The sequence below is a fragment of the Moorena sp. SIO3H5 genome (assembly GCF_010692395.1).
Classification (GTDB): domain Bacteria; phylum Cyanobacteriota; class Cyanobacteriia; order Cyanobacteriales; family Coleofasciculaceae; genus Moorena.
This window is the reverse complement of record NZ_JAAHHS010000228.1, coordinates 1-12448: the sequence shown is the minus strand read 5'-3', so window position 1 is coordinate 12448 and position 12448 is coordinate 1. Positions and strand designations below refer to the sequence as shown.

The following is a 12448-nucleotide window of genomic DNA, read 5'->3' as shown; positions in this document are numbered from 1 at the left end:
TAGAGTGGGCATCCTGCCCGCTCGAAAATATAGCGATGCAGCGCCGACCTGCGGGGGTTTCCCCCATGAGCGACTGCATCAAGACATTGAAACTGGCAAGATGCCAGTTCCACGCCTGATGCCCATTCCACCAAGATGCCCATTCCACAGGTGCGACCCAAGGGCGATTTACTCGCCCATTGGAAAGCGCACCTACTCTTAAAATCATTCCATTATTAAGCAACGCTGGATTTTCTCCCTGTTCCCTGTTCCCTGTTCCCTGTTCCCTGTTCCCTGCTCCCTCCTCCCTGCTCCCTCCTCCCATTAGCCCAAGACGAAAGTACCTCACTGAATTGAAAACCGCTGTATATAGTATAGTAATAATTGCCTAAGGATATTGGTAATACAGTTTATTCATTAGTGATTGCTAAGGACTAAGGAATAATCACCAATGACCAAGCACCCGGAATGATAAGTATTCATCGGGATATAATTATATCACAAGTTGCCCACTGTAATTGTTTATCTAATTTTTTTATGCAGGTAGCACTCCAAAAAATTTCTAATTCTGAAATCTTTCAGAATACAGTTTTGAGCGTAATAATATTGGCTAGCATTATAGTAGGTCTGGAAACCTATCCATCATTTACAGAAAAGTACGGCACTATTGTCAATTTTCTAGAACATCTAATATTAGGTTTTTTTATTGCTGAAATTTTTATTAAGATAGGTGCTGAAGGTAGTCATCCATGGAGCTACTTTAAAAATGGCTGGAATCTATTTGATTTATTCATTGTTGTGGCTTTACTATTGCCCATTGATAATCAATATTTTATAGTGCTACGTATGCTTAGGCTGCTGAGAGTATTTAGGCTAATCTCTGCTTTGCCTCGCTTACAAATACTCGTCCGAGCTCTACTCAAAAGCCTACCCTCCATGGGATATGTATTTTTGCTTCTCTGTATTTTGTTCTATATTTATGGGGTAGCGGGAACCTTTTTATTTGCTGAAAACGATCCCATTCACTTTTCTTCCTTACCCAAATCTATCTTGTCTCTATTTCAAGTAGTAACCCTAGAAGGTTGGACAGATTTGATGTACATCCAAATGTATGGCTGCGAACGCTATGGTTACGATGGTATAGAAGCACTTTGCACAAATCCCTCAGCTTTACCCCTGGTTGGTGTCATTTTTTTTGTGAGCTTTGTGATGTTGGGGGCGATGATTACTATCAATCTGTTTGTTGGAATTATCACCAGCAATATCAGTGATAGTGTCGATGAATTCAAGCAGGAGCAGGATAAAAAGTTGGAGAAGGTGATCAAGGAGCAGAATCAATTTAGCAAAGTGTCCAGAGTTGAAGGTCAGTTATTAGCAATTCAAGAACAGTTGAAAGATATGCATAGTTCCTTAGAGCGTATCCGAACAGATATTTCTGATTATTGAGCGATTATTGATCACTTTTAATCGATTTCAGTAGTTTTGAGGTGATTCGAATCACTATCATTGATTTCTTAGTTGCTCTTGAATTGAAGCTGATATCACCTAATTTTTAATATACTTATCGAGTTCGAAAAACTCAATCAATTCTTCAAAATTGGTGTCATTAGCGGTAGGAGTTGATAATTCAATAGCTTGAATTATGGTTGGATTCAAATACTTAAAAACATCATGGATTAAAACCGAAATTGCTTCGGCGGTCAACCCTTTAAGTTCACGAGCCAATCTAGCCATTCGTCCCTTAGCAAAATTGACTTGAAAGCGAGTCCTTTTCAGGAGCCGTTGTCTAAAGTTTTCATAAAGCGTTTGTTTATCGATAGGTTTATAAGATGGAATATCTTGATTCAAAATTATTGGGATAATATCAGGATTTTCTTCTAGAAATAGCAAACTGCCTTCCTGGTTAAATGCTTCAATCCCTTCCATTCCCAAAGTGCCTAAATCAGCCAAAGCAATAATCTGAGCTACCAGAGATAGTTTTTTATCAGAATAGTAGAGGTCAGGTTGGTAAATTGTATTATCTAAACTATCATACCAACAAATGGTAGCATTAATGGCTTCTATAATGATTTGTAAATCTGAATCGGTAAACAAGGTCAGATGGTTAGAAGTTTGCTTGCTTATCCATTCATTCTGATTTTTGATGTAATTCAAAAGCTTAGTAATTGTAGCGGCTTCGCTCACACCACTTTCTCGCCGTCTAGAAGTATGGGGTTGGATTTGAGGGAGAAATTCTTGCACCATATCGTGAGCAATGGCGCACAGATCGATTAACTGTTTCATTCTGCTCAGATAGTCTGGTGCTATATCATTGTCCAGACAAGCTTCCCAATAGGGTCTGATGGCTTGGAAAATCCGATCAGCCCTACGCTGCACTCCCTTAACATGGTCACAATTATGATAGTAAAGCTGTTTTCGCTCCGTTTCTTTTTCCATTTCCAACAGAGCAAAGGTTTTCACCCTAGTGACGGCTTCCACAAAGGAGCTAGGAAGCTGAGCTAAATCATCAATTGATTGGTGTAATAGATACTGATTATCCTGATTTATTTTATTCATGATAACTATCGGTTTTAAATACCAAAAATTGATTGAATACGTTTGCGAATTTCCGCGAAAGGAGTTTCGTCTTCCTCTGTAGCACTGAAGGTTATTCCTAAGCGTTCCAATGTCTCTTGACGTTTGGATAATTCTTCAGAAATTCGGTCAGCTAATTCTTCGTGCTTAGCCAATAGACTTTGTAAATTGTCTCGATCCACCACAAACAGCATCGTCTCTTCTAGGGTACGAAGAGTAGCAGTACGGGGAGTACCCATCAGCAGAGACATCTCCCCGATAAACTCCCCAGACTTACGGGTAGCGACTCGTTTTCCAATCGATTCTACAAAAACTTCCACTTTTCCAGATAGGATAATATAAAATGAGTCCCCTGGATCGTTTTCCCGACAGATGGTTTCGTAAGCTGGGATAGTTTTCCGATAACCCTCCTCAATGATATGTCGCAGTTCGATATCGCTACAGTTTTCAAAATAACTTACTTGCCGCAATAGATCTGCCAGCATCCAGGGTTTAGGGGATTCAGACTTGGGTTTGGGTTTCGCTGTAGTTGATTGCTTGTGGATTGAGGAGGAGCGATTAGTTCCCCCGGGGGTTTGTAATTGCCGAAACAGGGAGACTAAGGCTTCTGGATTGTGAATACGCAAGTTTCGCTCAGGGTGGCCGGGTTCGATGTGACGCGATCGCAATTCAGTATCAATCAGATAATACAAAGCACTTTTAATCCCTTGGCTCTCTGCTGGTTTATCGATCCAAACCAAAAGCTCAAAATCCATCCCTTCCTCTCCATAGCCCTTGAACCAAACCTGGGGAGAGGGAGAAGATAAAACTCGAGGTTCTTGGCGGGCAGCCGCTAACAGCAGCTCTGTGATCACAAGGGGATCCAATTCATCGGGAAAATTTATTGGAATTTGGAGACGACTTGTAGGGTCTTCGTAGCTCCAGTTAATGACATTGTTTTGGACAAAACTGTTATTTGGAATAATAACACAAACGTTGTGAATGGTTCGTATTACTGTAGAGCGAATCGATATTTTTTCCACAGTTCCTGACAGATTATCGATTTCTATATAGTCTCCCACTTTAATCGGTTGATCAAGCAGGATAGTCAGACCACTGATAAAATTACTAGCTAGATCTTGTAGTCCAATTCCAAATCCAATACCGAGAGCACCAGCAAAGATTGCTAAAGAACTTAGGTTAATCCCCGACGTTTGTAGAACGATTAAAAACCCTAAGATACTTAGAATGTAACCGATAATAGAAGCGAGGGCTTCGCGAGTACCCCGATCCATCCTGAAACGGCTCAGTAACCAATGTTTAATCAGAGCTTTGATGGTACGGGATATCAGAATAGCGATGATACATAAAAACAGTAATTTGCCTAAAAAACTCAGAGAAAAGGCTTGGTCACCAAATTCAAATAGCTTGGCGGTAAACACCTTAGAAATGGCATTCCCGAGTTTTTGTATCTGTGTAATAATCCAAGTCATCAGAAGTTTTGAACAGGGAACAGGGGATGAGTGTGGGGAGTGTGGCGAGTGTGGGAAGTGTGGGAAGTGTGGGGAGAGGGGGAAGAGTATGGGGAGAGGGAAGAAGTAGTTTTAGAAAATTTGGTATCTTTAAATATATTTTTTCTCATTTTTATCCTACTTCATGCTCTGTTGACAATAAGCATGCACAGACATCAGCCATTTTTATCAACGTTTATGGCTTAGTTCAACACTTCTGGTAAGTAGTCGGACATATAGCAATTCTACGACTTGTGAGGTACAAATATCTGGGTTTTAGGGAGCAGGGAGCAGGGAGCAGCGATGCAGCGCGGTCTTGGGGGTTTCCCCCATGAGCGACTGCATCAAGACGGGAGCAGAGAAGAGGCAAGAGGCAAGAGGCAATAGGCAATAGGGGTAGGGTGGGCAAATCATCAACCATTAACCAATAGATCCGTTATCATGTCCATTTGCCCACCCTACTGCTGAGTAACAATCTCAGGAGCAGAAGCATAGAATGTGGCGTAGCAGGGGTAGGGTGGGCAAATCATCAATCATGTCCATTTGCCCACCCTACGTTATGCAGCTCCTTTACTACTCGCCGTCAGCTAATATACTTGATCATGAGACCCTAAATTAAGCAACAAAATAGTCGGGTAGGGTGGGCAAATAATGAGAGTTTGGTAATTTTATCAGTTATCATGTCGATTTGCCCACCCTACGTTATGCAGCTTTTTATATAATCATTATTCTAATTACAATTAGACGTGAATTTATTTTTTTTGTATAATAATTTTTGATAAATCACCAGCCCAATAATTACCAGCCCAATTATAGTTAATGGGGAATAAGCACGTTTTTAGGCATACTAGGTTCGAGCTTAGCCGTAACTTGTTATGGGTAATTAGTAATTGCTCCAATTATAGCACTTATCATACTTATGAGGTATTTGCAAGGCGTAGGGTGGGCAAATCATCAACCATTAACCAATAGATCCGTTATCATGTCCATTTGCCCACCAAACCTGAATGTGGGGTAGGGTGGGCAAATCATCAACCATTAACCAATAGATCCGTTATCATGTCCATTTGCCCACCCTACTTTATGAGCTCCTTTACTTCAGCCTTCTGCCTTGCTTTCGGCGCTTAGTATAACTATTCAACCGGACATGATATCATGTCCATTTGCCCACCCTACGTTATGCAGCGTACGCACTGACGGCTGACCGCTGACCGCTGTTCGCGAAGCACCGATCTAGTAGCGCATATGCTTACTTTGTGCCATAGCCTGAGTATTGGCGCATAGAAGGTGGCTGAAACCCAATAACAATATCATTTTTGGGAACGTTCATATTAACCAGATCTTGACCAATATCCCATTCAGTATTGTTATTCTGAATCCAGATTTTGCCATTTTTAATCTCTAAATGAACTGAACAGCCATAAACTCTTTCTTTCTTGTCCCAGCCGATGGCCATTACTTGATAATGGTCGTTTTCCGTATCAAAAATGCTATGAATTTCAATGTCACCATGAGACGGTTTGTAACTGGCATATTGATTCAGTAGTTGCTTGATTATGCTGCGATAAATTTGAAGCTTTTCTAGTTTTTCCATGATACAATTACCTCATTATCAATGTCATAACTTAATAGGCGTAGGGTGGGCAAATAATGTTTGAAAGACCATTGGATTAGTTATCATGTCGATTTGCCCACCCTACTACCTACTTTTCGCTTCATAACTTGGGCGACTTGACCGTATCTTTCTCCAGTTAACCCTTCTAATGTATCATGTTCAATATCCTCATCCTGTCCTAATTTACTCGTCCATTTTCCGTTTAATAGTTGTCTAGCAACATGAGTGGGTTGATCAGTTAACATGTAAATGGCTATTTTTTGATAATTTTCTTCTAAATCAGGGGTTTCACAGATTACATAACCAAGAGTTTCAAAAGCTTTAATAAAAGCCAATAGTGTCTCAACTCTTGGAACATTAACGGGCCAATAACTCTCTTTCATTGGATCTGGCCACCACCATCTTTGAGTATCTTCAGCCGCCCAAGCCACACAATTATAGTCAATTGTATCAGCACTGGTAACGTGATAATTTGTAGAGATTAAATTCGGATAATCCCTTTCAATCCATTGTCTGACCTGCGATAACCACGCCTCATTCCCTACCATTTATAACCGTTACGGAGTCCCCAATTTAGCCATGCTTCGATCATTTTTTGAGTATTCCCCTGATGTTCTTCTTGAACAGGATCTTCTCTAGTAATGGATTTTAAAGCCCAAAACCACCGTCCTGATTTTTGTTCAAGTTCCCTTAATAATAACGGAATTGCCTCTTTTCCCATGCCAATTATTTGTTGATAAGCAGGATGCATAGCTGCTTGAGTGGTTGATGAAATTCCTCTGGTTTCTTCCCGCCACTGGTGAACAAGTTGCCTAAACGTTTGTTCGATATCTTCTTGAATTAGGGACATTTTATCTCCATTTTGTGGTTGTAAGCTATTCAGAATTTAGATTGGGATACCTAAATTGCTCAAAGGGAACAGCGGATCTGGGAACAGCGATGCAGCGCGGCCAAAGGGGGTTTCCCCCATGAGCGACTGCATCAAGACGGGAACGGGAAAAAACCAATTTAAATGCCCATCAGCTTATAATATCATGTCCGGATAATTAGTTATAAAAAACTTTATCCCTTGATACCTTACTCCTTTACTTCTGCCTTCTGCCTTCTGCCTTGCTTTTGCGTCTAGCGATCGCCTTTGGCGCGGCAACGCCTATCGCATTCGGAGCGGGTAGGGTGGGCAAATACTAAACGGAAGGCAATTTTATCTCGAACCCAAGACCATTTGCATAACCATTCAATATCCGCGATTGGCCGTAGGCCACGCTACGCGAACGCACTCGGTTGGTGTGTTGGGAGAAGCGTACGCTATTATTCTCCCCAAGCACTTAAAAATTCTACTTGATTTTTCATGTCTTCTGCTGATTTAGTGGCAATTATCCTTAAAATCCGCCGCATTTGTTCACCAATGGAATAGTTTTGAAACCCTAAAATAATCCCTGAATGCTCTTGTTTTTTATCGATAAAATTAGTATGAATTCTATAAAAGTCTCGGGCATTAAAGCTATAAATTACACGCTGATGGTCATAGGCCCATTGTAATTGTTCTTCATCGCTACGGGACAACATTTGAGCTTCCCCTGTCGAGACAACATTCACGTTGCGAAGACGCAAGGCCGTTATCAGATCGCTATCCATGCTATCTTCATCTAAATAAAGACGAATTTGTGTCATTTTTAGGGTTTGGTTGCCTGATAATGTTGTTTGGCGAGTTCTTCATAGGCGGTTTGTTCGGCTGCTATATCTTGGTCAATTTCGAGACGGTTAGCATGATAATACGTTAATGCAGCATAAATTTGAGTGATTGTTAGGTGATTTAATCGTCTGGCTATTTCTTCGGCGTTGTTACCTTGATTATATAGACCAGCAATTCGGCGCACAGAGGTTCGAGTTCCTGCAATGACTGGACGATTACTATTGGCATCAGTTGTGATCAGTTTGCCAATGTCGGTAAGGGTTGCCAAGGGGTTTCTCCAATAGATATGGGGGGTTTTCCCTTATTTTAAAATATAGTGCGATTGGCCGTAGGCCACGCTACGCGATCGCATTCCGTCGGGTAGGGTGGGCAAATCATCAACCATTAACCAATAGTCGGGTAGATCGCAATTCGATCGGGTAGGGTGGGCAAATACTGTACCGAAGGCAATTTCATCATCAATCCTGACCATTTGCCCACCCTACTTTATCCGCGTACTCCGGCCCATTTGCCCACCCTACTCGCTTATCGGGATTAAACTGAAACAGAGGATGCTCGCCACCATCAATATCTCAATATGTCGAACTATCGCCGTTCTTATGTGCCAGGAGGAGTATTTTTTCTGACTTTAGTCACTTATCGCCGTATTCCTCTATTTTCAGATGTTGAGAATATCTCTCGGTTACGGAAGGCGATCGCAAAAATGCGGACAGAAAAACCCTTTGACATCACAGCAGCCGTTGTGTTACCGGATCATCTTCATTTTATCTGGTCGTTACCACCGGATGATTCTAATTATTCTATGCGAGTGTCTCGGTTTAAGGTGTTATTTACCCGCTCTTTACGGGGAAAACGCTCATTTTCGGTAGATGTTTCCCCTTCTCGTCGTAAGCATCGAGAAAGCAATGTCTGGCAACGTCGGTTTTGGGAGCATACAATTCGTAATGACCATGATTTACACCGACATATAGATTATATTCACTATAATCCGGTTAAGCATGGTTTGGTGTCTTGTCCTCATTTGTGGGAATATTCCAGTTTTCACAAATGGGTCGAGCGAGGCAGGTATGAACCCGATTGGGGGTGTTGTTGTGGGAGGAATTTACGACAAGTTCTAGATTTTCGCGATTTAGAAGATTTTGCAGGGGAGTAGGGTGGGCAAATTCTGAATGTGGCGTAGGGTGGGCAAATAATGAAAGTTTGGCAATTAGTACAGTTATCATCTCAATTTGCCCACCCTACTAAATTAAGTAGTCGGGTAGGGTGGGCAAATCATGAAAGTTTGGCAATTAGTACAGTTATCATCTCAATTTGCCCACCCTACAAGATCTACAAGATCAGCGATCGCACTGAGTAGGGTAGGGTGAGCAAATAATGAAAGTTTGCCAATTTTATCAGTTATCATCTCAATTTGCCCACCCATCTTTATCAGCGTAAGCTTTCTTAAAGGGATTTTCAAAAACCGGTGATAGTCGGGTAGGGTGGGCAAATTATGATAGTTTGGCAATTAGTACAGTTATCATCTCAATTTGCCCACCCTACAAGATCAGCGATCGCACTTTCACCATAGTGCATCGCTCCAGGTCGTTGTACTTCTCATAGAGCCGCCCAAGTGACTGTATTCCTTATTTCTCTACTCTTCCATTTCTTCTTCTTCATAATACTCACTTTGCAGCACCTCATATCGACTCGCTTCTTCCTCTAGCTTCAACATCCAATTGAAGAGGTTTTCATCTATTCGTTTTCTGAGAGTTTCTTCGGCTTGAATCGCTAACAGTAATTCGGCAAATGTTGTTATCCGAGTATTATCTAACATCTTCTCTCGCACTTCATCCTTTACAGGAGACCAACTTAACCGAGCCTGAGCGCCTTGTTTTGGGATACTCGCACTAAACTTATTTTTTCCCTTCTTTTTCACAAATATCGGTTTTAATGAATTTGGTATCCACGCATTTATATCACTTGACAGTTCGTTTTCAGACACCCCGTCGGCTAGCTGAATATCGAATCTTTCGGCAATCTCTCCATAGGATACTTTGTAGTTATTTCGGTTTATCTGCACATTAACTAATAATGTTTCCTCAGCGTTCAAATCCGATGCCTTATTACTCATCTCTTTTTCAATCTCACTCCAGATAATCACGTTCATTGACCTGGACATCGGTACTAGATTCAAACGGCTGCCCGCATTTTCTGATATATCTTCACCCCTCACAAATAAATGATTTGGGATTATATGCCCTCCTTCATATGCCTCATTAAGGTTTCCAGTTCTTATGTAAAACTCATCTCTCCCGTGATGTCCTATCTCCGTTTGAACTTCTGTTCGCAATGGGGATAATTCACCTTTCGACTTCTTTTCATAATCTAAGTGCGCATAAACTTTGCTTGGATAACTCAACTGAGCTCTCTTGCTCTCGTTCATGATAAGATTTATCTCATCCCTTAATTGATTTTGGTCATTAATATTATTGAATTTTTTCCAATCCAAGGCGCTTACTAGAGCCTCTCCTGGTGCTTTGACTAATTCGGTTTCGCTGTCGAATTTTATAACTTTTCTTTGTATCACCGGGGGCTGATTTGAAAAATTTCTGTTGCTTCCCAACCGCTTCCCGTCCATGTTTTTTTGCCATCTATTTCCCACTTCGGTGTTTAGTACCTCCCTCCCCATTTCATCAGCTTCTCTCTCCAGACCCTGTTCATTATTCAAATTCAATTTCCACAACGACTGCATATGGACTTTCGGCTTCACCCGCCCCTCCTTCTGCTGCACCACATGCCACGCCTCATGGGGCAAATGCTTCTCCTGCCCCGGCCCAACATGTATCTCCGTCCCCTGTGCATACGCCAATGCCTGCAATTGTGCCGGTTTTTCCGAGTTGTAATGAACCCTCACATCATCCATCGAATAGCCAGAGAGGTTCTCTATGCCCGCCTTGAGCCGATCAGGCAAGCCGGTTTTGTTTTCTTTTTTGCTACTCTCTGCCCTATAGCTTTCGCCATAGGTCACCGAATCCCCCGTCAACGGTTGTGCTGCTCGCTGCACCATAATCCTTTTCGGCTGCACTACCAATTGCCCACCGTTATTCGCCCCTTGCCAGCTTCTCTCTCCCGGCTGTCCAAAAGTATACATCCCTTGCAGCCCCATTTCTCTCCTTCCCCTTTCCGGTTGGGTTACTCCTGATTCTAAGGTGCGCATCACCTTCGCACTCATACTTCCCCATTCCCCCACCGCATCTTCCGCGTTCCACTCCCTTTCCTCTGCATCCAAAATTTCTCTTATACCTTTCCGTCTTTCGTCTTTCTTTTTTTGAGCTATTGACAACGAGGTAGAGTGAGAATATTTCGGTTTATAGGTATGAGTAGTGCGCATAGCTATTTCCTTTTACCTTGTACCCTATTAGAAAACAATATCAGTCGATCCCACCGTCAAAATGGAGCGCGACATGGCACCCCTTTCTCAAACCAACTGGTATCACACTAATTTTAGATCTCTGTTACAAGAAATCGATCGAGTTCGTAACTATTTATAAAACTACATAGAAGGTAATATAAATCAACAACTCGTTACTGAATTTGTTGACGATACTTCTGCCCTGGCTGAACTTTGTCTCCTCTTCAATCTAACCCCAATTGAAAGGGATATCCTGCTAATGTGCGTGGGCATGGAAATAGAACCTATGTTCCAGTCTTTGGTGGCCATTGCCCAAAAAAATCATCCTCACAAAAACTATCCTAGTCTTTGTTTAGCTATGGACGCCCTGCCCGGAGCCAGTTGGGATGTCCTTTCTCCCCAAAGCCCTTTATTTTACTGGCAACTGCTCCTGATAGAGCCACGAAATATCCTAACCAAGTCCCCCCTCTATATTGACCAGCGTATCCTCTGCTTTTTGTTAGGATACGATACCACAGACCAGGAATTAGCAGGAAATATCATACCCCAACCGCCTCAGACTAACCCGGTTTTTTTGCCTCCCTCTCAGTTAAGTATAGGGTCGCAATTGATAAGCATTTGGTCTGGCAGCGAGGGGAGAAATAGCTATCCCGTTGTGCAATTATCTGGCTCGGATCGAACCACTAAATACCAAATTGCCTCCGCCACTTGTCAGGATTTGGGGTTAAAGTTACACACTCTCGACCCTGCCGCTCTGACCACCAAGCCCCAGGAAGTTTACCAACTCGCGAAGCGTTGGCAAAGGGAAGCCAAACTTAGCAATAGTGTCCTGTTTATTGACTGCGATAGTTATAATTTTTCTGAGCCAGGGCGGGAGTATGCTCTGAGCAAATTTATTGATAGTAACAATACTCGTTTAATCCTCAGCAGCAATGACCGAAAAATTGACTGTCAGCGGACTGTTGTAAACCTAGACATCCCCCCTTTGAGCCACCAGGAACAATATGACCTGTGGGAATACCATATAGGGTCAGCAGCCGCAGAACTTAACGGTCAACTTGAGCGCATCGCCGTACAGTTTAACCTCAATACTGCTACTATTCAAGCCGCCTGTGATCAATTCAAAATTCAAAATTCAAAATTCAAAATTCAAGAGTCCCCACAGTCTACTCAATTATGGGATATCTGCCGCCATTTCGCCCGTAATCAATTAGACCACTTAGCGCAACCGATCCATGCTACAGCTACCTGGGACGATCTCGTTTTACCAACCCCACAACGGCTGCTTCTTGGGGATATTGCCACTCATCTCAGACACAAGTTTAAAGTTTATCAGCAATGGGGTTTCGCCCAAAAAGGCGACCGGGGTTTGGGCATCAGCGCCCTATTTTACGGGGCGAGCGGTACTGGTAAAACCATGGCAGCAGAGGTATTAGCCAACGAATTTCGTCTGGATCTTTATCGCATCGACCTAAGTCGAGTAGTCAGTAAATATATTGGTGAGACCGAAAAGAATCTGCGGCGGATCTTTGATGCAGCTGAAACTGGTAGTGCAATTCTGCTGTTTGACGAAGCCGATGCCCTGTTTGGTAAGCGTACCCAAGTTCAAGACAGTCACGACCGCCACGCTAACATCGAAGTCAGCTATTTGCTGCAACGCATGGAAGCCTATCAAGGGTTAGCTATATTGACCTCCAATTTCC

The 12448-nt window shown here is 42.4% G+C and carries 16 protein-coding genes; 5 read left to right on the top strand and 11 right to left on the bottom strand.

Translation table 11 applies throughout. From position 1 onward, the window contains the following. The first annotated feature begins 179 nt into the window (after window positions 1-179). Both F6K52_RS22295 and F6K52_RS22290 read left to right on the top strand, forming a co-directional pair. Window positions 180-371: a hypothetical protein gene (locus tag F6K52_RS22295; RefSeq protein ID WP_293082795.1), complete on the top strand. Its 192-nt coding sequence runs from the start codon at window positions 180-182 to the stop codon at window positions 369-371. Window positions 372-447: 76 nt separating this feature from the next. Beyond that, entirely contained in the window at window positions 448-1425 is a 978-nt protein-coding gene (locus tag F6K52_RS22290; protein WP_364419103.1) for an ion transporter, read from the top strand. A gap of 99 nt (window positions 1426-1524) precedes the next feature. On the opposite strand, the gene F6K52_RS22285 is transcribed toward F6K52_RS22290, so the two are convergent. From F6K52_RS22285 to F6K52_RS22240, 10 genes are all read right to left on the bottom strand, one after another. Then, window positions 1525-2535 carry a hypothetical protein gene (locus tag F6K52_RS22285; RefSeq protein WP_293082790.1) on the bottom strand — a complete coding sequence of 337 codons (1011 nt, stop codon included), beginning with the start codon at window positions 2533-2535 and terminating at the stop codon, window positions 1525-1527. A gap of 14 nt (window positions 2536-2549) precedes the next feature. After that, on the bottom strand, window positions 2550-4025 hold the full coding sequence (locus tag F6K52_RS22280) for a mechanosensitive ion channel domain-containing protein (RefSeq protein ID WP_293082787.1): 1476 nt from the start codon (window positions 4023-4025) through the stop codon (window positions 2550-2552). Next, entirely contained in the window at window positions 4025-4174 is a 150-nt protein-coding gene (locus F6K52_RS22275; protein ID WP_293082784.1) for a hypothetical protein, read from the bottom strand. Before F6K52_RS22275 ends, F6K52_RS22280 begins: the two co-directional genes overlap by 1 nt. Before the next feature lie 77 nt (window positions 4175-4251). After that, a complete protein-coding gene (locus F6K52_RS22270; protein WP_293082782.1) occupies window positions 4252-4464 on the bottom strand; it encodes a hypothetical protein in 213 nt (70 codons plus the stop codon). A gap of 828 nt (window positions 4465-5292) precedes the next feature. Beyond that, complete coding sequence (locus tag F6K52_RS22265; RefSeq protein ID WP_293082779.1) at window positions 5293-5637, bottom strand: XisI protein; 345 nt, start codon at window positions 5635-5637, stop codon at window positions 5293-5295. A gap of 83 nt (window positions 5638-5720) precedes the next feature. Further along, window positions 5721-6206: a hypothetical protein gene (locus F6K52_RS22260; protein WP_293082776.1), complete on the bottom strand. Its 486-nt coding sequence runs from the start codon at window positions 6204-6206 to the stop codon at window positions 5721-5723. Further along, the gene (locus tag F6K52_RS22255; protein ID WP_070392978.1) at window positions 6200-6508 is read right to left on the bottom strand and encodes a hypothetical protein; all 309 of its coding nucleotides are present in this window, start codon (window positions 6506-6508) and stop codon (window positions 6200-6202) included. Before F6K52_RS22255 ends, F6K52_RS22260 begins: the two co-directional genes overlap by 7 nt. 458 nt (window positions 6509-6966) lie before the next feature. Then, window positions 6967-7329: a DUF5615 family PIN-like protein gene (locus tag F6K52_RS22250; RefSeq protein ID WP_293082772.1), complete on the bottom strand. Its 363-nt coding sequence runs from the start codon at window positions 7327-7329 to the stop codon at window positions 6967-6969. Window positions 7330-7331: 2 nt separating this feature from the next. Continuing rightward, window positions 7332-7619 (bottom strand): DUF433 domain-containing protein, encoded by a 288-nt coding sequence (locus F6K52_RS22245; RefSeq protein ID WP_293082770.1) that lies wholly within the window; start codon window positions 7617-7619, stop codon window positions 7332-7334. A 33-nt stretch (window positions 7620-7652) separates the two neighbouring features. After that, window positions 7653-7823, bottom strand: a complete 171-nt coding sequence (locus F6K52_RS22240; protein WP_293082767.1) for a hypothetical protein — start codon at window positions 7821-7823, stop codon at window positions 7653-7655. 105 nt (window positions 7824-7928) lie between these two features. Between F6K52_RS22240 and F6K52_RS22235 the strand changes: the two genes are divergently transcribed. Both F6K52_RS22235 and F6K52_RS22230 read left to right on the top strand, forming a co-directional pair. Then, window positions 7929-8504 (top strand): transposase, encoded by a 576-nt coding sequence (locus F6K52_RS22235; RefSeq protein ID WP_293082764.1) that lies wholly within the window; start codon window positions 7929-7931, stop codon window positions 8502-8504. A gap of 39 nt (window positions 8505-8543) precedes the next feature. Beyond that, on the top strand, window positions 8544-8708 hold the full coding sequence (locus F6K52_RS22230; RefSeq protein ID WP_293082761.1) for a hypothetical protein: 165 nt from the start codon (window positions 8544-8546) through the stop codon (window positions 8706-8708). 276 nt (window positions 8709-8984) lie between these two features. On the opposite strand, the gene F6K52_RS22225 is transcribed toward F6K52_RS22230, so the two are convergent. Further along, entirely contained in the window at window positions 8985-10724 is a 1740-nt protein-coding gene (locus F6K52_RS22225; protein ID WP_293082758.1) for a DUF4157 domain-containing protein, read from the bottom strand. A gap of 292 nt (window positions 10725-11016) precedes the next feature. Between F6K52_RS22225 and F6K52_RS22220 the strand changes: the two genes are divergently transcribed. Further along, window positions 11017-12448, top strand: a 1432-nt coding sequence (locus tag F6K52_RS22220; RefSeq protein ID WP_293082755.1) for an ATP-binding protein, incomplete at its 3' end; no start/stop codon positions are given.